Below are 20,142 nucleotides of genomic sequence, written 5' to 3'. Positions count from 1 at the left end.
CATGGCGAGATGCGCAATGATGTTGGCGAATGAAGTGCTGACGGGCCCCCCGGCCGGGCATGCGCCAAGCGCAGATCGAGCAGCAGTACTCCGTGTCCGGCTCCGGGTCCGTCGCCCTTGCCAAGGCAAAGGGGAAACTATGGGGCAGGATTCTCTCATAGGCTCTTGGCCCCACGGTTGGAGGGGTTATCATCTGATCCCAAGCTGACACCGTCGTTCCCAGGCTGCTTCAATCGAGCGTCTCGGCAATCAGTCATCAGTTCCGGGACACTATCTCGACGGCCAACAGCAACCACCGAGCTTGAAGAAGCTGTCGTGGCGGCCGACCGCTCGACATCTATAAGCGCCGCTTCAGCCCCAGCTATATCACACGTTAGCGGAGCAGTCGGGTTTGCAGCGCCTGGCGACCGACGACAAGATTGTCAAGGTGCGGCACGGCTGGGTGCCGACCCTGCCCCAGTTGCCTGACCAGGGCCCGCGTGCCGTCAAGCACGAAGACCCCGCAATCAAATTGGTTGGCCTGCTGGGCCATGCGCACGGGCTGCGAGCGGGCGCCCAGCCTTTCGGCGAGCCCTTGCGCGAGGGCGCCGTTTTGGTCGCCGTAGGAGTCGTAATGATAGGCAACCGGCCTTTCCCGCTCGCGTCGATCAACCAGCAGCAGCGACCAGTGAGTACCGCGGCGTTCAGGATCGGTAGCGCTGGCATTGCTCACCGGCAGGAACAGGAAGTCGGCCGTATCACTGCCATCGCGATCATAGACGATGCGCTGGAAAGCCCTGAGGGCGGCATTGTCGGAGCCCAGGCGCAGATGGTAATGCGCGACCAGGGGATCGACCAGCCGCGTTCGGGCGGCGAGATCCGGATTGTCCCTCTGCAGCTCCTGCTCCAGCAGCTCGTAGTCTGCATGGATGTGCTGATCCCCCAGCCATTGCGTGGCGCCGAGCGCCAGTTCGCTGCGGTCGGACGAGGAGGCTCGCGGATCGGGCGCCCCAGCCCGAGCCTCGGAGGCTGTGGCTGGAGGCGGGGCATAATGGGCATCGTCACGCAGCTCGGCCGGTGTGGAGGGCAGATCGACCAGGGAGCCAAGGCCGCGGTAGATATCTGACGAGCGAGCTGACGCGGACCGCCGCGTTGGCCCCCGATCTTGATCCGATTGCGGCGACCACCCTGACCAGGGACGCTCCCAACCGGCAGGTCTTTGCCTTCCGGCCTGGTCCACCTCGCGCCAGAGCTGCGACTGGTCGTAGCTTTCCTGCGAGGCGGCAGGCCCTGCCCCCCGACCGGCCTGCGCCCACGAGCCAAGCTGTGGCCCGAGATCCGGGAGCCTGCCATGTGCAGCGCTCGACGCCGCGGAACCTTCGCCAGGCACGCTCGATGACGGCGATGGCCCGGCAATCGATCTCGACCTGGCAGCGTCCGACCGCGGCGCGGAGCCGGCATCGTCCTGCAAGTCGACGATGTCATCAAGACCGGCATAGATCTGCGATGATCTACGTGACGAGCCGGGCTGGGCAATTGCCGAGCCGGCATCGGCGGCCCAATGGCGCGAGCCGCTATCAGCATCCTCGGCCAGTTGCTCGGGCGTGAGCGCATTGAGATCGAAATCCGGACGCCGATAAGGGGCAGGCGACAGCGGCGCAAGGCCGGCGAAGGTCGAGGACGAGTCGGCACTTTGAGCAGGCGAGGATGGGACCGATACGGGGGCCAACTGTGGCGGGAGCGATGTCGTCTGATGGAACTGCGGCACACTGGTACCCGTTGGCGCACCACGCTGTGCGGCGTCTTCTTCATGGAAGGCTCGCAGCACGTCCCAAGCCGGATCGCCCGGCGACATCGGAATGGGCGAGAAGGGAACGCTCTGGACAGCTCCAGTCGGCGGACCGCTTGGCTCTTGGCGCGGCGCCGCTTGCCCATGGGCTGACAAGCCCAGGGCATCGTTGGCTGCAACCATTTGACGGTATCGCTGCAGAAAGCCCCAGGCCGTGCCGAATGTCGGGCCTACGTTCTTCTTGTACTCTTCAACCGCCCGGCTCAGCACCGCCGGCTCAATCTGGGAAATGCCCTTGCCGAAGTTCTGACCAAGCCACTCGTTGAAACGACCCAAAATACTGCGATAGCTACTTAGCGTGCTTTTGCGGTACCAGCTTGCGGCCGCCTTACATGCATCCTCGATCACTTGATCAGCCGTTGGCGCCCTAGGCTGTGCGGTCTCTTCCTGATTGAAGGCTCGAAGCACGTCCCAGGCCGGATCGCCCGGCGACATTGGGATGGGCGAGAAGGGAACGCTCTGGGCAGTTCCAGTCGGCGGATCGCTTGCCTGCTGGGGCGGCGCCGCTTGCCCATGGGCTGACAGGCCCAGCGCATTGTTGGCTTCGACCATTTGCCGGTATCGCTGCAGAAAGCCCCAGGCCGTGCCGAAAGTTTGGCCTGCGTTCTTCTTGTACTCTTCCACCGCCCGGCTCAGCACCGCGGGCTCAATCTGGGTAATGCCCTTCGCGAAATTCTGATGAAGCCACCGGTCGAAACGGGTCAAAATACCCCGATAGGTGCTTAGCGTAGATTTGGGGTACCGGCTTGCAGCTGCCTTACATGCATCCTCAATCACCTGGTTCTCTTGGCTGATAGGACGCCCTTTAGCAGCTGTCACCCGCTGTTCGGTGGAGGCTTGCCGGAGCCTTCCCAACGCCGGATGGATGCGCCCGCCCCCGCGCTCTACAAAGGCTGCAGCCAGGGCGTCCAATCCAGGATCGTCAAGACGGTCGGAGATCTGGGTCCGGCGGTTCTCCTCAAGCCACGCGCTGAACTTGCGCAGCGCCAGCAAGTCACCCTTCATCGTACTGTCGTTGAGGCCGGCGGCTGCGGCTTTTGCCTGGTATTTGGCGAAGAGTTCCTCGTCGTCTTTCGTGCCACGGATAGTCGGAGCGGCTACCACAGGCTGTCCGGCAGAGGCTTGCCGGAGCCTTGCCAACGCCGCGTGGATACGCCCGCCCTCGCGGTCCGCAAAGGCTGCCACCAGCCTATCCAGCCCCGGGTCATCAAGTCGGTCGACGATCTGCGTCCGGTGGTTTTCTGTAAGCCATGCACTCAACTTGCGCAGCGCCGCGATGTCCCCTCTCCCGGTAGATTCGTTGAGGCCGGCAGCCGCGGCTTTTGTCTGGTACTTGGCCAGGAGTTCCTCATCGTCTTTCGTGCCGGATTGAACAGTCCTTGCGACTTTCACAGGCTGTCCGGCAGAGGCTTGCCGGAGCCTCTTCAGGGCTATGTTAACATGACTGAGCAGCGCCGTGTCGTTGCCCGCGAATTCCGCCGCCAGTCTGTCCAACTGCCGATCTTCAATCCGGCCGTAGATTTGGCTCTGATGATTTCCTTCCAGCCATGCACTGAATTTGCGCAATGTCGAGACGTCGCCTCTCCAGGTAGACTCTTTGATGCCGGCAGCCACGGCTTTTGTCTGGTATTCGGCCAGGAGTTCCTCATCGTCCTTGGTGCCAGATGGGACAGACGAACCAGTTACCACCCAATGTCCGGCGGACGCCTGCCGGAGCCTTCCCAACCCCCCGTTAAGTTGATACAATATTTTAGTATTGTCGCCCGCGAAGTCCTTCGCCAGGATGTCCAGCTGCCGATCCTCCATCCGTCCGACGATCTGCGTCCCGTGGTTCTTTTCAAGCCATTTGCTGAACTTGCGTAGCGCCGCTAGGTCGCCCCTCATGGTTCCCTCTTTGAGGCCGGCCGCCACGGCCTTTGCCTGGTATTCGGCGAAGATTTCCTCATCGTCCTTGGTGCCAGGTCGAACATTCGAAGCAGCCTTCACCGGCTGTCCGGCGGAGACTTGCCGGAGCCTTCCCAGCGCCACATTAAGTTGGTTCAATAACTTAGCATTGTTGGCCGCGAAGTCCTTCGTCAGGCTATCCAGTTGCTCATCTTCAGTCCGGCCTTGGATTTGGCTCTGGTGTTTCTTCTCAAGCCATGTGCTGAACTTGCGCAGCGCGGTTATGTCGCGCTCGATCGACCCTTCGCTCATCGTGGACGCTTTAGCCCGCGCGCCGTAGGCGGCAAAAAGCATCTCGTCCGGGTGCTCGCGGCTTCGCTTGCGACTGCGGGTTTGCTGAACGACGGCACCTTGGCGCGTCGCCTCGGTCGGCATTGTGTGGCGCGCGCCGGTCAGATCGCGCTGTTGATTGGCCGCAGGCCGATACGCCTCCGCGACGACATCAGGGGGATTCACGCTTTCGGCTGCCCTTCCAAATCCCCTGCCCGGCAGATTGACCCGCGGCGGCGGCATGGAACTCAAAGCTTCGGAAGCGTCCCCAATCGCTGCACGGCGACGCGGATGCTCCTCCTGATTGACGCTCGGCGCGGGTGAGTGGGCCACGCGCTCCGCCTCCTGCCAGAACTGCGCCGAGGCGAAACTTGCAGCCGGCAACGGCCCGGCCCGGTCGGCGGCGGCAAAGACCTCGTCCTGGTCGAAACTCTGCACGGGTGAGTGGGCTGGTGGAGCAAAGGGCAAGCGCGAGCCGCCTTCCCCGGCGCCCTCCTCTTGCGGCAGCCTCGATCCAGTCGCATCTGCGTGCAAGCCGCCACGCCGCCTGGCAAGGCGGCTGTTTGGAACGGCCGGCCAATGCCAGCCCGGTTGCAAGGCATTCAAATGCTCCTGAAAACTCGCCTGGTCGGCCTGCTGTGGTTGCGAGCCTGCGTCGTCTGTGCGGGTTCTATCCGAGACGCGGGATGGATTGATATTGTTGAAGGGATCCATCCTATCTCCTTTGCCTGTTCAGAGCAGCTCAAGACGGTTTGGCGGCTGGACACTATTCTAGGGGGCTTGCCTTTCAACAAGCTGACAGATGAGAGTGCTGCACGACGTAGTCGAGATCATCACTCCAGGCGGGGGAGGCACTTGTGGCGGCCCGCCGATCACCCTGTTCGACAAGCCCGTCCGGCTGCGGTTGCGAAGCTGTCGTATCCGGTTGATGCCTACCTCGTGCATGCCGCCCGGTGCGATCCGCGGCCGGTTGCCTCGAGGCGTCGCTGTGAGGGTCGTGTCGCTCACGTAACGCAGCTTTCACACGCCCCGCGCGCTGATCGGGTTCGTCTCTATGGCCTGGTGGCGAAGTGGCACGATGCGGTTCATCCGTGGCACGCATTCGTCGCCGGCCGTCTTCACGTACATCAAGCCCTATCTCACCGGCGTCTGCGGCCTGTCGACGGCAACCGTCACCTGGGTGCTGCTCTTGTTCGGCGCCGGCATGACCATCGGCAACATCATCGGCGGCAGGTTTGCGGACTGGAAGCTGATGCCGACGGTGGTCCCCACGCTGCTCGCCGTGGCCCTGCTGTTCGCCGCCACGCTCAACCAGGGCGCCTTCAATGTCGGCAATGTCGGCGGCGCCTGGATCGGCGGCCTCGCCATCTCCTGGGGCGTATCGTACGCGAACCTGCCGCTGGTGGGCGCTACGCTCGCGCTTCTGGCCGTCGCCGTGGCCGTGCTGTCGCAGTCGCTTGACCGCCGTGCGGTGGTACAGACTTAGTCATTCGCTGATGGCATATACGCACGATTGTCACGAATGTTCAGCATGTAACGTGTATGTCGGAGTTCACCAGTTCTTGTCAGCGCACCCTTGGCAACCAGATCCTGCAGGTCCCTTGTCGCCGTGGCGCGGGATGCCTGGGTGATGGCGATATAGTTCTCCGCGCTGAGGCCGCCTTTAAAGCCGTCGATACCTTCACGGAATATCCGGGCGACGGCTTTTTCCTGGCGTTTGTTGAACTGCCCACGGTGGTGCTCGTAGAACTTGGCCTTGGCAACGGAGAATTCGACGCGGGCGAGCGTTACGCGCTGCGCTTCTAGAATCGTGCTGGCGAAGTAGATCAGCCAATCAGTGATCGCGTTGTTTTTGTTGCTGGCCTCTAAATGACCATAATAGGCCTTGCGGCGACGCTCGATCGTGTAGGCCAGCGCGATGAGGCTCGGCTCGCCCAGATTTTGCGCCAGCGCTTTTTCGCAAAGGGCACGTCCTATGCGGCCGTTGCCGTCTTCGAACGGATGGATGCTCTCGAAATAAAGGTGCGCGATACCGGCGCGCGTCAGCGCGGGAAGCGGAGTCTTGCCCTTGGGCATGGTATCGTTGAACCAGATGGTAAAGGCGTCCATCTCGGCTTTCACGCGCGATGAGGGCGGCGCCTCGAAATGCACTTTGGGTTTGTCCAACCGGTTAGAGACGATCCGCATGACATCGGCATGTTGGCGATAGTTGCCGATCGTCTTGATACGCCGCTCGCCGGACATCACCATCTTGTGCCAGGCATAGAGCGTGCGATGCGAGAGCGGGTTGGCAAAATGCAGATACACGTCAGCCATCATTTCGGCGATGCCCCGCTCGGCGGGCGGGATGGGCCTATTCTCCCCTCCGAGCCCAAGCTGCTGCCGCAAGGATGATTGCAGGCCTTCCCGGTTGAGATACTCCCCCTCGATCTCGGATGTCTTCAAGGCCTCTTCGCTGATTAGATCGATGCGGATCTGGTCGCGGTCATCGGGGCTGACATGGCGAAACACGCCCAGGAACTCGCCCGATCGCAACAGGAACTCCCTTTCCAGCGGATCCAATGCCATCTTGTCGTAGGTAAAATGCGGCCAGTCGGCCTGCTCCCAATTCCATGCCATGAGCTATAGAGCGCCTTTCTATAACTCATGATAGCGAAAAAAGTGAGCAATAGCAATCTTATCGCTGCCGAGCCCGCGAGCGCTTGGTGTTTGGCACTGTCCATGTCCGACAATGTTGGAAATGCGACTACCAGAGTACGAGCATCGGTTGAATTAAAACGGTTTCTCGTTGGCACAGTAAATGCGCTGCCGTCCGCAACACGTCACTGAAAAGGAGAAGACGTTTGATGGTCACCCCACCAATGCCGCCGCCGCTGGTCTTCCGAATGCATCCACCCACGACGGCCTCTTCGTCAACTGTCGCCACCCAGCCACCGGTCCGACAGGCATCGCCGCCCCCCACTACGCGTCCCGTATAAAGCAACTCCTGACCTCCATCGCGAGCACCGCCCGCTGGCCCGCTACCGCACACCCCACAGGAGACTATTACCCGTGACGGACATCAGACACATTGCGGCGCACGCGAGTAATTACACAAACTTCGATGCGGTTGTTGTCGGCTCCGGGCCATCTGGATCGATCGTCGCCCGGACACTTGCTGAAAAGGGGTGCCATGTGGCCGTCCTGGAATATGGAGGCCCGGCTTATCCTGGCGCCATGCTCGGGCCTCATCAAGAGCCCTACAGCAAGGCATTCACTTCCAATGGTCAGGCCGATGGCAACCCCTGGACAGCGTCCTGCGTCGGCGGCGGGATGCCGTTCTACAACGCGATAACGTTCAGATACCGACAAGCAGATCTGTCAGCTTCCCAATATCTTACGACTGACATGGCGATTGACTGGCCGATTACCCTCGAGGAGCTCGAACCCTACTATTTGGAGATCGAGCATCTCTTGGAGATCAGTGGCGCGAATGGGCTTCCATCGTATCCACCCAGTCCGCGTGGACTGATGTTATCCAATGCAATGCAGGAACTCGGCATAAGATCAAAAACCATCCCACTAGCAATCAGGTCGCCAGGGAGCAACAAGGGATGCATCAATTGTTCGGCTTGCGATGAACTCGCGTGCCCTACGGATGCGAGAGCATCAGTGCTTGCAAGAAACATTTTGGATGACTCCGCCCTGCCAGGGTCAATCTCGGTTCTATACGGCTGTTTCGTCAACCGGATCCAAATGCAGAACGACAGTCGGGCTGGAGCCCTTGAGTGCTATGTGCCGCTCTCGTCGGAACTGATCCGGATCCCAATTGAAAGGGTCATCGTCTGCGCAAACGCGGTACAAACAGCGGCATTGATGCTCCGGTCGAAGGGTGACCATGCTCCGAAGGGAATAGGAAATGAATCCGGCCTCGTTGGACGCGGCCTCTCGTTCAAGATTGGCGGCTACTCCGTCGGCTACATGGAGCGGGCCGATCGGGGCTCCGATGCATTTGCTCCCCACTGGGGACCGCATTCGACCGTTTATACCGATGAGTTCTACGAACATAACGGCGCGCCCTGCAAATTTGGTGGGCTCATTTATGAAGCGAATTTCGCGTCGCCGAATGAGAACGTCGGCGTCGTGCGCCTGCACTACATAGCCGGAGAAGAGCCATGGTCGCATAACCGCGTCGCGCTTGACGAGGCCGCTGACCAGTACGGTACCCCTTATATCCGTTTCGAATACCGAAGCTCGGAAAATGACCGTGCACGAAGGAATTTTCTCGCCGATCGCGCGGATGACATCCTGCGCCACCTTGGCGCATGCCGCATCGAGCGAGAGCCATATTTCCCGGGAAAAGGCAGCTCCCACCTGCACGGCACGATGCGCGCCGGTAGTGATCCGAGGAACTCGGTCGTGGACAGCTGCGGCAGGGTCCATGGGTTGACCAACATCCATGTGATGGATGGCTCCGTTATGAACTTCGCCGGGAACAGCAATCCGACCCACACAATCATGGCCAACGCCAGGCGAATGGCTATGTCACACGGTAAAGGCGCAACTTAGATGCTCGGTCCTGGCTCCATGGACGGTGCATTTTTTGCCGCTTTGCAGCCGGCACACTGTTGGGACGAAGACATGACTGCACAGGTTACTGACCCAGCCCATGGTCGAATAGTGCGCGGAGGCATTTCACACCGCAGAGAGAGCGTGCCTTTCCAATAAGCATCATTGGGGCTGATATGGGGCGGAAAGCCTTGAAAAATCGCACGAAAACCGCAACCGTTAATGTTCATCTCGACGACTATGATCACGTAGCCTTCGATCTGGACGGAACCCTTGTAGATTCGGAGGCTGTGGTCGAAAGCGCACTCCGTCGATGGGCAAGGGAGGAACGGATCTCTCCGGATAACGCGGTGCGAATGTCGGCCGCCCGCCGCGACGTCGATTTGGTGGCGGCGATCGCGCCCAATCTCTCGCCAGAACGCGAGGCAGATCGCATTGCGGATTACGAAGTTCAAGCGATGGGACTGTTGCAACCGGTCGAGGGCGCCGTAGAGTTCTATAGCTCTATCCCAGCAGAAAGGCGATCTATTGTCACCTCTTCGGCACGGGTTTCGGCCCTTGCCCGCCTTGAGGCGGCTGGAATCTCCTGGCCGCGGATCATGATTGCAGCCGAGGACGTCAGTCAGGGAAAGCCGTATCCGCAACCCTATCAAACGCTGTTGCGAATGCTGGGCATCGCCGGCAAAAGATGCTTGGTTTTTGAGGATTCCCCCACCGGAATTGAAGCGGCGATCGCGGCAGGCTGCGACTGCGTCGGCGTCGGCCCCAACGCCAGAGGTCATCCTGACACAAGGGGCTGGATAGAGAACTTTGGCGAGGCTTCCTTTCAAACCAGCTGAGTTGAACCTGCTCCACAGACCTAAGGGAGGGGCCACGATGAAAGTATCAACGAAACCCCGCACCTCACTTTTTGATGAGGTGCTGGTAGAAGGCTCGGTACTTGCCCATTACGTGGCGGAGCGAAACCATTATGAGGAACTCCTCGATGAGCTATTTCGTTCGTCCGGAGAAGCTCGTAACATGATCGGCAGCCGTTGCATTTGGCACATAAATTCCACCGCATTCGGCGGTGGGGTGGCCGAAATGCTTCCACATCACATTTGCCTGCTTCGGGACCTTGGTTTTGATGTGCGTTGGCTCATCTTTAAGCCGAAGGAAGAGCAATTCTTTCAATTCACCAAAGCGCTTCATAATTCTCTTCACGACGTCAACGTGGCAGGCTTGAATGATCTGCTCCCGCATTATCTTGAGGCATCGAAGAAAGGCGCTACGGAGCTGGAAAGGATCATCAGGCCTGACGGCTTCCTGGTAATTCATGATCCGCAGCCTCTTGTTGCGGCTGCGAAGTTCCTTGAATCTCACCCGCACCCGGCTATCTGGCGATGCCACATCGGCTATCCAAAGCGCACCCCGACGGTCGACGAAATCTGGGGATTCTTGGGCGAATACCTCCATCAATTCCAACGCATTGTCCTAAGCGCCAAGGAATATGCCTTTGATACTGATCTGCCTATAGATATCATCCCGCCATCCATCAGCCCATTTTCAAGCAAGAACCGTAATTATGAAGGGCCAGCAAGCCAGACGCTAGACCATTTGGTTTCGTTCAACGGCCAAGAATTCGAGCCCACCCCCTCTCTTCAGGACATTCTCGACTCACGGTACTTCCTTCATGTATCCAGGTGGGATGGACTGAAAGGTATTGACCGGATTATCGCCGCTTACGATCGCTTTGTGAAAACGGCGCTCGCGGAAGCCTACGATACACGCCTGGTGATCGCGGGACCGGATCCTTTGGATGTTGCCGACGATCCTGAAGGACGGGAGTATTTCGAGAAATGCGTCCTATTATGCACTCAATTATCGGAGGAAGTGCGGCGGCGCGTCTATCTGGTCTGTATTTCGATGAAGGACCACGACGCAAATGCGGAAATCGTCGGCCGGCTGCAACAGAACGCGCATGGAGTATTTGCTCTATCTCGCGAAGAGGGTTTCGGCCTTACGGCAACGGAGGCTCTGTTCCGAGGCAAACCCGTCGTAGTGTCGTCCGCCTTTGGTCTGAAGAGGCAGGTCGTAAATGGGCTTAATGGCGTTGTCCTCCACGAGCCGGACATCGAGGACAAAGCTGCAGAAATGATGCATCGCCTTGCGGTCGGTTATAGTGATTTTGAGGAGATGGCCAGAACCGCACGCGAACACTGTCTGCGCTCGAGCACGCAGATCTCGCAAATCCCAAAGTGGTATCACTCGATTCAATCAGCTCTCTCCAGTTTTGAGGTGCGTTATCGCGATTCATTCAATGCAAGAGTCATCTGAACCAGGCGCCGGACGTGGCACCGCAGGACACGTAAGGTGTGACCGGCTGCGAAAAATCGGGTCAGTTCTCTAAGTCACTTGACAGCAAAAAGGTCGCCGCCAGGCCACTCAGCGGCCAAGAAGTTACCCGTCTCATCAAACGCGCGGGTTTGCGGCCAGCGTGTGCGGCGATCTGCCCGAAGGCGAACGGCAAAGGGGTGGCATTCGGTGCTAGCCGGGCCTTGCCTCCATGGCCGAAATCGATGAGTCATATGTCCACGAGCAGCTCGGCCGCTCTGCGGAATGACTCGCAAGTATCAAACCCGCGCGATTTATTCGGCGTCACCTGACGAAAGCAGCAGGGTTGTAGAAAGGCCCCCCTGCCGGCTCCGCGTAGCCGCATTGTCCCCAGCATGGGAGCATAGCGAATGGAGCGGGCGGGAACGGGAGAGGCGGCCAGGCCGGCCACGAGCGAGCCGGCCGCAGGTCTCGTTCAACAGCGGTTTCGCCTCGGCCACCGCCCACCGCAACGTTGTTCCAGCCGGCTCATGTCGTCTACCGTGACACGGCGGCTGTTCTCGATCCGGATCACGCCGTCCATTCTCAGTCTGGTCAGCTGACGGCTCACCGTCTCATTTGTAATTCCAAGAAAATCAGAGATGTCGGCGCGCGTTAGCGGCAGATCGAAGCGCGCCGATCTGGCTGCCGGGCCAGCACTGGAACCGATGTTGCGGGCGATCATGAGAAGAAAGCTCGCTACCTTCTCAGGCGCGGTCTTGCAGCCCAGAGTCACCATCCATTCGCGTGCTTCGTCGAGCTCGTTCAGCGTCTGCGTGAGCAGGCGATGCTCGAGCTCCGGTGATTGCTTCATCATCTTTTCGATTGCCTCTTTCGGAAACGAGCATATCGAGACAGTCGTTGCCGCTTCGGCATAGATCGCGCTTTTCGCCTTGAAGGGCTGTCCCAGAAAATCCGGCGCGAACCGCAGACCGACGATTTGCTGGCGGCCGTCCGAGAGGCTCTTCGTCAGCTTCACCACGCCCGAAAGCACGTTCGAATAGCTGTTGAGGGTCTCGGCATCGCCAATCAATTCGACGCCCGGTTCGACCCTGTGCCGTGACGAAGTCCTGGCGAGCTTGGCCAAACGATCTGGATCGAGCGCGCTGCAGAGGCCATGGTGCCGTGCCTGGCAAGACAGGCAATAGGCGGGGATGCCGGAACTGTGAGGGCCGTGCCGTTGTGTCATTGATCGCTCTCCCGATCTGATCGCCCTCCCGGTCCCAAGCGCCGGCACGATAACAATCGTCGGTAGAAAAATCCTTGCGGCAGTTTGTCATGCTGGAGGCTGACCGAGATCAGTGCTTTGGCTCATCCGTGCGTCCACAGTCCCGGCGACTCAAACAGGTTGACGACGACATGCGATCGGAACTGGCTGCCAGACTTGGTGAGAATGTCCCGCGCTATACCAGTTACCCCAGCACACCGCATTTCCATCGAGGTATCGATGCAGTCGTTTATCGCGGCTGGCTGGAGGCGCTCGAAGGCGGCGGGGAGATATCGCTTTACCTGCATATTCCCTATTGCGACAGGCTCTGCTGGTTTTGCGCGTGCCATACCAAACATACGCGTCGCTATGCGCCGGTTGCCTCCTATTTGCGTTCGTTGCATGCAGAGATCGTGACAGTTGGCAGCCTCGTCAGCGGCAAGGGCCGAGTTCGCGCGGTTCATTTCGGGGGCGGTTCGCCGACCATGCTGAAGCCTCAGCACCTGGTGACATTGGGGACGGCGCTGCGAGACAATTTTGATTTTCTCCACGATGCCAAGATCAGTGTCGAGATCGATCCGAACGATATGGACGGAGCCCGCCTCGACGCGCTTGCCGAAATCGGCATGACCAGGGCGAGCGTCGGCGTGCAGGACTTCGATCGGAAAGTGCAAAGGGCGATCAACCGCGAGCAAAGTTTTTTGCAGACCAAGGCAGTCGTCGATGGCGTTCGTTCCCGGGGAGTAGAGTCCGTGAACCTTGATCTGCTCTATGGCCTGCCGCATCAAACCAGCGAGAGCGTGCGTTCCACCATAGCGCAGGCGCTCACCCTGGAACCGGACAGGATCGCGCTGTTCGGCTATGCCCACGTGCCCTGGTTCAAGAAGCATCAGACGATGATCGACGAGGCATGGCTCCCCGGTGCCACGGAGCGGTTCGCGCAATCGCAACTTGCTGCGCGAGCGATCGAGGACAAGGGATACGAATCAATCGGGCTCGACCATTTCGCAAGGCCGGGCGATACGTTGGCGATAGCGGCCCGCGCGGGAGCATTGCATCGCAATTTTCAGGGCTATACCGAGGATCGCTGCGAGACGTTGATTGGACTTGGGCCTTCGTCCATCGGCCGGTTTCGCCAGGGCTACGTGCAGAACATGCCTTCGACCGGCGAATACCGGAGCATGGTGGAAGAGGGGAAGCTGGCCTGCGTCCGCGGTGTAGCATTTTCCGACGACGATCGCGTCCGGGGCTGGATCATTGAGCGACTGATGTGCGATTTCGCCTTCTCGGCGATCGACCTGGTGGAGCGCTTCGGGAAAGCCGGCCAAAAGCTCCTTCGTCAGGCAAGCTCCATCGCCCTCAAGGATCCCGCTCGACTGCTTGAACTCCAAGGCGACAAATTCGTCGTGCCGCCGGAAAACCGCCCCTTCGTAAGGAGCATTGCGGTGAAGTTCGACAAATATTTCGAGAGTGAAACGGCCAGGCACTCAGCGGCAGTTTGAGCATTTCGATCATAAACTCGCGTCAATCGCGTTTGATCGATTGCTAGCCATTTCCGCAGCACTGGAAATTGCGAGGGTTCATGGCTATCGGCTGCAGATAGCAGCTGGTCTCTTTGATGCTTGCGCCCTGCCCCCAATTCATGCGCGGCGTTCACGCGAGCTGGCCGGCCGCAAGCGCCGTTCAAGCGGGACGATTTGATCCGCAAAGCGCTCGAGGACCTTGCCAAGCCGAACTTCATCCGGCTCGCCCCGCGAGCCGGCGACGGCGAGCGACGCCCCCGCGTTAGCGATGACATTCGTCAGCAATCCTTCATATCGTGCTTATGCGGATTTCTGCATTGGCCCTGGCGCGCCTATCCGACAGAAGGGCCGACGGTCAGGGTGGAGTGTCGCTCCGGGCGCCGCATGCTACCTGGCAGCGACAGGAAACCGTCGACGCAAGCTCTTTACGAGCCTGCGATCGGCATCCTGATTGTCGATTCTTGCTATGGGATGCCGAAGGCTGTCGCCCCGGCGAGTGCTGGCTAGACGCCTCGTTTGTTACCCCAGAGCATAACGTGCAGCTGTGGTAACACGCGGGCTTCGAACCACCTGTCGCGGGTTACGCTATCAACCAGCCACTCCATGCGTTTCATTATTCCATCAACGTCGACAGGTGCGTCCTCGTTTCCGGGGTGTGGCGGCGTATGATTGCCGGGTTGCAGATAGACTGGAAGTCGCGGAAATCTCGCGGCGGCCTCTTTCGCAAAGGCATAGTCATTTTTGTCGAAGACAACGAGCTTCAGCACGACTTGCGGCTTGTCCTGCGCCGCTTGGAAGCATGCCTCGACAGTGGCCCAATCGGTCCTCATTTCACTTGACGGCGGCTTTGGGCTGAGGACCAGCACGTCAAGTTCGGCGAACCATTCCCTGACGACGGAACCTTGGGTTTCCAGCGCAAATCGGTAGCCCTCATCATGGCCTCGCTTGATGAGAGCACCGAAGGGCTGGATAGCCGGATTGCCGCCTGACAGCGAAACCATTAACGGGCGGCCGCCGGAAAGAGCGACCACGTTTTGCCACACCGCGTCGGAGGACATCATCTCCCATTCATGCCGGAATTGCCTGTCCACCGCATGCAGGCTGTCGCACCAGGAACAGCGATAATCACACCCGCCGGTTCTGACGAAGACCGTCGGCAGACCGGTGAGCACGCCCTCGCCCTGGATCGTTGGCCCGAAAATCTCACTTACGCGGATTGCGGGTTGCGTATCGGTCATGGCCGGCATTCGGCCCATGTTTTCGGCGTTTCGCTCACCCGTACGGCCGAGGTTTCAGGCAGCCGTGCCTTGCACCACTCATAAAAATGTCTGGCCAGACATTCGGCCGTGACCTGCTCGTGTCCCAGCACGTCGTTGAGATGTCGGTGGTCAAAGTTCTCGTCGATATAGCGTTTGAGCGGTGCCAAATCGTGATAGTCGCGGACAAAGCCGTGCTCGTTCAGTTGCTCGCCCGATAGCTCCACTTCGACGATGTAGTTATGCCCGTGCAGGCGCGCGCACTGGTGGTCAGGGGGCAAGGACGTGAGTTGATGCGAGGCCGAAAAGTGGAATTCCTTGGTAATACGGAACATTACACGCTCCTCCTGCGCACCGCGTCGAGCCAGAAGTCGGCGTCCTCGTAGTCGGTGGGATCTGGGTGCCCACAGAGATAGAACGCCTCGCGCCGCTCGACGCAGGTCCCGCACCGTCCACAGTGACGCTTGCCGCCCTTGTAGCAGGACCAGGTCTCCGCAAATGGCGTGCCGTATCGGGCTCCATCCTCAACTATGTCCGCCTTCGTGAGATTCACATAAGGCGTATAGAGGCGAATATTCGCGTAGCCTTCGAGCGCGCGGTCTTGCATCATCTGGAAGGCGTCGATGAAGGCCGGCCGGCAGTCCGGATAGATGAAGTGATCGCCATCGTGCACGGCCGTCGCCACCGCTTCGGTCTTGCGCGCGGCAGCGAAGCCGAAGGCGATTGCCAACATGATGGCGTTCCGGTTGGGCACCACCGTGACCTTCATCATGTCTTCGGCGTAGTGCCCATCGGGTACCTCCACATTGTCGGTCAGCGCCGAGCCGAAAAGGCCGCGGCCGATTTCGCGGATATCGACGATGCGGTGCGGGACGTTCAGACGCTGCGCGCAAAGGCCGGCGAAGTCCAATTCCTTGCTGTGCCTTTGGCCGTAATCGAAGGATAGGAGGCCGGCGAGTTCCTGCTCCGCTGCCACTTTGTGAGCAAGGGAAACGGAATCCAATCCGCCGGAGCAGACGACGAGAGTCTTCATCTTGGGGTTTCCTGTTTTGACCGGGTAGGCTGCGACCGGAGATTTCTCTGCTCTGCCAGTACCCTAGGGAGCCTCGTTTGTGAACTGAGGACGAGGTTGATGCGCTGACGTGCCGCTGTGCTCAAGCGGGCTGAGCCTGCAAGAAACACGAACCTAATAGACGGCCCACTTCACTGCATGTCCAAGATCCAGGCATAGCAAAATAGACTCTGAAAGAAGCCCGGACCTTCAGAAACAAGGTTGTCGACGCCTCGATCAAGGCCAAGTGGCCGAGCTTCGGGGACTGAAGGAACCGAGTTTGTTGATGAGCCTCGAGCGGAAGCCCAACGTCATTAGCAGCCCGCGCCTTCAGCTTCAGGATTGGCTCGAATCGGAGCACGCCGTCAGTCGCCGACCGGCAACCCAAACCAAACGATCGGTCTTGGGCCGACATCTGTGAACAAGCCGAGTGTGTCGTTGCAATCACCCCTGTGTTGCGCGCAATTACTCCCATGGCTGCGGATGAACTGGATTCGCTGGTATTCCAGATGGCGGTCGAAAGTGTCCGCGCTCTCTCAATAGGCTTCAGTGAAAAAGCCGCGGCGATAGCTGCCAGGAGCCGCGGTGTCCTGCTTTTCGACGTGCGGGTGGACGGTGACGCGGCGGTCCAGCGGATCGCGGCCATCCGATATCCAAGTGACCGGACCGGCGTGCTGGCTTTGGACATACAAGGCGTTGTTATCCGCCATTGCATTGTCGGTGGAATTTTCTCTGCTTTGACCGCGCCACTGGAGAATTGGACCGGCATGCCTCTGTCGATGCAGGCCAAGATTAATGTCGACGACCATGCCGCTCTCTTCCTAGGCGCCTTGCGGGAGGCCGGACATATGCCGGTCAGCTAGCCTTTTCATGAGGGTTGGCGGATGTGGCGCAAGCCATGGAAACGCCGCGGGATTTGGTCGCTTACGCCAATCCTAATCATTTCCGGAGACCACACCCGCGCGATAATGTCATGAAGATTCTGCAAAAAGTTCTGAAGAGAGAACGGCCGCTGCTCTGAGGTTGGGGGCGGCCATGGCACGCTGGTGACATTGCGATTCACCGATCCCGCGGAATGGAAGTGCCATGACCAAGCGAGAAGTTAAGCTGAGCGGGCCAGAGTTGAAAGCGCCACTGCTGTCGGATGCGGACGGCTTTCGGCGGGTTTTAAAGAGTGTGGTGCAGGAGGTCCTGGAAACCGAGATGACGGAGGCGCTGGGAGCTGAGAAGGGCGAGCGGACCGCAGAGCGGATCGATTACCGATCCGGCCACTACGAACGCCGGCTTGTGACGCGGGTTGGCGTGCTGGAGCTGCGGGTTCCGCAGGATCGGACGGGTCGGTTCTCGACGGAGCTGTTTGAGCGCTATCAGCGCTCGGAGAAGGTTGGTATCGGCGCTGGTGGAGATGTATGTGCAAGGGGTGTGGACGCGCAAGGTGAAGGCGATCACCGAGGAACTGTGCGGTCACGCCTCTCGGCCGCGACGGTGAGTGCGGCAACGGTGCGGCTGGATGAAGCGCTGAAGGCGGTCTTTGAGCAGCCGCTCGAGGAAAGCTATCCGTATCGCATTTTGGATGCGCGCTACGAGCGGGCTCGCGAGGCCGGCGTGATCGCCAGCCAGGCGGTGCTGGTGGCGATCGGGGTGGACTGGGAGGGCCGGCGCCTCAAACCATTTGACGTGTTTCAACGAAAAAGGGCGTGATCTCGTCCAGGAACATCAGGGCATGTTCTTGAGTCCGCGCCACGATGTCGCTGGCGTACAACTCCGCGGCCCGCTGCTTGTCGCGGAACCAGAATTCGACGATGCCGTCGACCGGCACTGCCTCGTAGCGCGCGCTTTCGATTCTATCCCCGTGATAGCGGTCAACCACCAAGTTCTGGACATACCCCAGCACGTTCGGCCATTGGCGCACCCAAGATGCATGCACGTCGAGCCACTCGTGTCTGAATCGCTCTGCTGATATTCCCGGTAGTCGCTTCAGTATTGTCATGCGCTTCACAGCGGGCCCATCCCCCAATTCCACGGGAACGACGACATACTTTTCGCAGGCGACGAGATGAACATCCTGCAGAAATTTGGTTTCGTCCTCGAGTGCTCCCGCGAACTGCGGGGAAGAAATGGCCGACATCATGCAGGCGAGGTCGTCAAAATGCAGCTCGGAAAATCCGTCCAGGTCCCAGGGGCCGCGGGCGTGTGTGATGCCGAATTGCTCTTTGTTCACAACGAGATGCTGATAGTAGGCACGCAAGCCAGGAAGCCTGGAAGCTAGCGAGCCGTGAGTGGCACGCCAATGCCCATCGAAGTCTTCAGGGGGCAGATTGGGGGTGCGTTTGAGTAAGCCAAAGCGGCTAATCATCTCAGAAGGTCCTCTACGTCTGCAATCGATTGCGATCGTCGTGGTGCGATTCTATTCGGCAGCGGACAACAAGAAGCCCTGCGGGCGGAGCTGCCGCCCCGTCATGTCTGCCTGAAGCCTACGCGGCGCGCAGTCGGGATGGCCGACTGCCGCGAACACGACGCGCTTTGGGAGGAGCGATCATGGCCGCCGACACACCTTTGTGGACCCCGAGACAGGAGCGCAGCGACGCAGCGCCTCTAACCGCGTTCATGAAGGCCGCGGAAGCAAAGGCTGCGCTTACTTTCTCCGGCTATGCCGAGCTCCATCGTTGGTCGATCGATAACCGCGAGGCCTTCTGGAGCCTGGTCTGGGATTTTTCGGGCTTGCCGGCGACAAGGGCGAGCGGCACCCCGACGGGGGCCTTGAAACGAACCTGGTGACCGCAACCCGCAAAACCCCGTCTGCCATCATCGACGGATCAACCCCGGCGCCCGACGAGGCTTGTCAAAACGTGCCGCAATGGCGACCTGAGCGCCGCCTCAGGCCGTCGAAAGCTCGCCGCGGTGCATGAAGCGGGCTAGTTGGCCGGCAGGTCTTCGAGGACCTTTGGATCGCGAATGCACAATGCCCCAAGTATACAGCTCACTACGCTTTCATCAACCAAGCTTTGTTCGGAGTAGTGCTTGTCAGCGTCTTGGGTGACGGCTGGAGCTGGAGCGGTCATTATAGTGGCCAACGCCGTGGCGGCAAGTATCCTTCGCAGCCAGTGAGACCGTGATTTCAGGAGCCTCGAGGGCCCCACAGCGTCTTTTTCTGAGGTAGGCATTTTCCGTTTTCCTTTTGGATCATCACGGATTTGAAGAGGATCTGGTGTTATGTGCCACTGGGGAACCGGCGAAGCAGATATTCATGTGGTCGAGTCATAAGTTCTCCTGAATGTTTGTTTTATGAGAATCCTCACGGCAGCCCTAGCTGACAGCCTGAAAGCGATAGCGATCCTGTTTGCTGAGTGCCGCGAAATACAACGGAGCCGGGCGTCCCACGGGATGCGCAGCCTGTATTGCGTTCGGACGAATGTCATGTGGACTCCTGGGCTAAAGACTGCGCCGACGGCCATGTCGGAACACGTATCACGGCTATGACTATGCAATTGGCATGCCACCAAAAGGGGTGTGAGCAGCGACCACAAATCAGACGATTCGCCGCCTGGCCGGCTTGATGCTAACCCGAGGACGTCTGGATCTGAACACAGATTGTCGTCAATCAGGCTCTCACAAAATGCTGTGACCAGCTTGGCACCGGCTGACGTGAGTCCTCGGTTGAGAATCGCGGGTCTGGCAGGGGCAGGTCGGGAAGAAGTCTCCGATCATCCGGCGCGCTTGGTCGCCGGATGCCTGCGGCAGAGCCATGGAATTTTTGAAAGGCGTCAAGCTCCGATGCATAGGCGAATCGGCAGGGGCGTTGCGGAGGTCTGGACTATTGACGCCAAACGCATGCAGGCCGCTTGGGGTTCTAAACACTGCCAAAACGGCCACAGCCTCATTTCTCGGCTCATACTAGCCGAGATCCTAGAATGCGAGATTGAAATCCTGGCAAGGTCCGAACTATCCATGTCAGGTCTTCGAAGGGTATAGCGCCGTTGGCGCCGGGACATATTAGCACTCGTCTCCTTTCTGGGCCGTCGGTGATGGCAGGATTGCAATGGCACCATGTGGCGGAAAACGCCCGACCGTGGACGCTGGTTGTTCCGGGATGGCGCCATTGCTTATTGTGCTGCCTGCGAGGCACTGGTCTCGGTCTGGGAAAGCTGTTTCGGGACTTGGCC

At 59.6% G+C, this 20,142-nt stretch carries 14 protein-coding genes and 1 pseudogene; 8 read left to right on the top strand and 7 right to left on the bottom strand.

Annotation, left to right across the window (positions count from 1 at the left end; translation table 11 throughout):
• Positions 1–373: 373 nt before the first annotated feature.
• Complete coding sequence (locus ACVMIM_RS12740) at positions 374–4,756, bottom strand: Ulp1 family isopeptidase (protein ID WP_476112302.1); 4,383 nt, start codon at positions 4,754–4,756, stop codon at positions 374–376.
• A gap of 397 nt (positions 4,757–5,153) precedes the next feature.
• On the opposite strand from ACVMIM_RS12740, the pseudogene ACVMIM_RS12735 reads away from it, so the two are divergent.
• Positions 5,154–5,528 (top strand): annotated as a pseudogene (locus ACVMIM_RS12735) (MFS transporter); the annotation flags it as partial.
• Here the strand turns inward: ACVMIM_RS12735 and ACVMIM_RS12730 are convergent.
• Positions 5,525–6,661 carry a Fic family protein gene (locus tag ACVMIM_RS12730; protein ID WP_476112300.1) on the bottom strand — a complete coding sequence of 379 codons (1,137 nt, stop codon included), beginning with the start codon at positions 6,659–6,661 and terminating at the stop codon, positions 5,525–5,527. The pseudogene ACVMIM_RS12735 and the gene ACVMIM_RS12730 overlap by 4 nt on opposite strands.
• Positions 6,662–7,093: 432 nt before the next feature.
• Between ACVMIM_RS12730 and ACVMIM_RS12725 the strand changes: the two genes are divergently transcribed.
• The 3 genes from ACVMIM_RS12725 (at position 7,094) to ACVMIM_RS12715 (ending at position 10,906) form a co-directional block, all read left to right on the top strand.
• Complete coding sequence (locus ACVMIM_RS12725; RefSeq protein ID WP_476112298.1) at positions 7,094–8,590, top strand: GMC oxidoreductase; 1,497 nt, start codon at positions 7,094–7,096, stop codon at positions 8,588–8,590.
• A gap of 191 nt (positions 8,591–8,781) precedes the next feature.
• The gene (locus ACVMIM_RS12720; RefSeq protein WP_476112296.1) at positions 8,782–9,429 is read left to right on the top strand and encodes an HAD-IA family hydrolase; all 648 of its coding nucleotides are present in this window, start codon (positions 8,782–8,784) and stop codon (positions 9,427–9,429) included.
• A 37-nt stretch (positions 9,430–9,466) separates the two neighbouring features.
• The gene (locus tag ACVMIM_RS12715) at positions 9,467–10,906 is read left to right on the top strand and encodes a glycosyltransferase (RefSeq protein ID WP_476112294.1); all 1,440 of its coding nucleotides are present in this window, start codon (positions 9,467–9,469) and stop codon (positions 10,904–10,906) included.
• Positions 10,907–11,378: 472 nt separating this feature from the next.
• Here the strand turns inward: ACVMIM_RS12715 and ACVMIM_RS12710 are convergent, their stop codons facing one another.
• Positions 11,379–12,131 carry a Crp/Fnr family transcriptional regulator gene (locus ACVMIM_RS12710; protein ID WP_040982661.1) on the bottom strand — a complete coding sequence of 251 codons (753 nt, stop codon included), beginning with the start codon at positions 12,129–12,131 and terminating at the stop codon, positions 11,379–11,381.
• 170 nt (positions 12,132–12,301) lie between these two features.
• Here ACVMIM_RS12710 and hemN point away from each other — a divergent pair, with 170 nt between their 5' ends.
• Positions 12,302–13,651, top strand: a complete 1,350-nt coding sequence (gene hemN, locus ACVMIM_RS12705; RefSeq protein WP_476117203.1) for an oxygen-independent coproporphyrinogen III oxidase — start codon at positions 12,302–12,304, stop codon at positions 13,649–13,651.
• Between the two features lie 524 nt (positions 13,652–14,175).
• Here the strand turns inward: hemN and queE are convergent.
• The 3 genes from queE to queC are packed head-to-tail and all read right to left on the bottom strand — an operon-like array spanning position 14,176 to position 15,961.
• Positions 14,176–14,910 carry a 7-carboxy-7-deazaguanine synthase QueE gene (gene queE / locus ACVMIM_RS12700; protein WP_476112292.1) on the bottom strand — a complete coding sequence of 245 codons (735 nt, stop codon included), beginning with the start codon at positions 14,908–14,910 and terminating at the stop codon, positions 14,176–14,178.
• Positions 14,907–15,263: a 6-carboxytetrahydropterin synthase QueD gene (gene queD, locus ACVMIM_RS12695; protein WP_040982657.1), complete on the bottom strand. Its 357-nt coding sequence runs from the start codon at positions 15,261–15,263 to the stop codon at positions 14,907–14,909. Before queD ends, queE begins: the two co-directional genes overlap by 4 nt.
• Positions 15,263–15,961, bottom strand: coding sequence for a 7-cyano-7-deazaguanine synthase QueC (gene queC, locus ACVMIM_RS12690; protein ID WP_476112290.1), 699 nt, complete (start codon positions 15,959–15,961; stop codon positions 15,263–15,265). Before queC ends, queD begins: the two co-directional genes overlap by 1 nt.
• A 491-nt stretch (positions 15,962–16,452) precedes the next feature.
• Between queC and ACVMIM_RS12685 the strand changes: the two genes are divergently transcribed.
• A complete protein-coding gene (locus tag ACVMIM_RS12685) occupies positions 16,453–16,842 on the top strand; it encodes a hypothetical protein (protein WP_040999427.1) in 390 nt (129 codons plus the stop codon).
• Positions 16,843–17,065: 223 nt separating this feature from the next.
• On the top strand, positions 17,066–17,680 hold the full coding sequence (locus ACVMIM_RS12680; RefSeq protein WP_476112288.1) for a transposase: 615 nt from the start codon (positions 17,066–17,068) through the stop codon (positions 17,678–17,680).
• Here the strand turns inward: ACVMIM_RS12680 and ACVMIM_RS12675 are convergent.
• Positions 17,643–18,335: an EthD family reductase gene (locus ACVMIM_RS12675; protein ID WP_476112286.1), complete on the bottom strand. Its 693-nt coding sequence runs from the start codon at positions 18,333–18,335 to the stop codon at positions 17,643–17,645. The genes ACVMIM_RS12680 and ACVMIM_RS12675 overlap by 38 nt on opposite strands.
• 182 nt (positions 18,336–18,517) lie before the next feature.
• Between ACVMIM_RS12675 and ACVMIM_RS12670 the strand changes: the two genes are divergently transcribed.
• On the top strand, positions 18,518–18,757 hold the full coding sequence (locus tag ACVMIM_RS12670) for a hypothetical protein (protein ID WP_071101581.1): 240 nt from the start codon (positions 18,518–18,520) through the stop codon (positions 18,755–18,757).
• Positions 18,758–20,142: the final 1,385 nt, after the last annotated feature.

It is taken from the genome of Mesorhizobium sp. USDA 4413 (assembly GCF_056280365.1).
The sequence above is the reverse complement of the archived record's forward strand: the minus strand, read 5'-3'. Positions and strand labels throughout refer to the sequence as shown.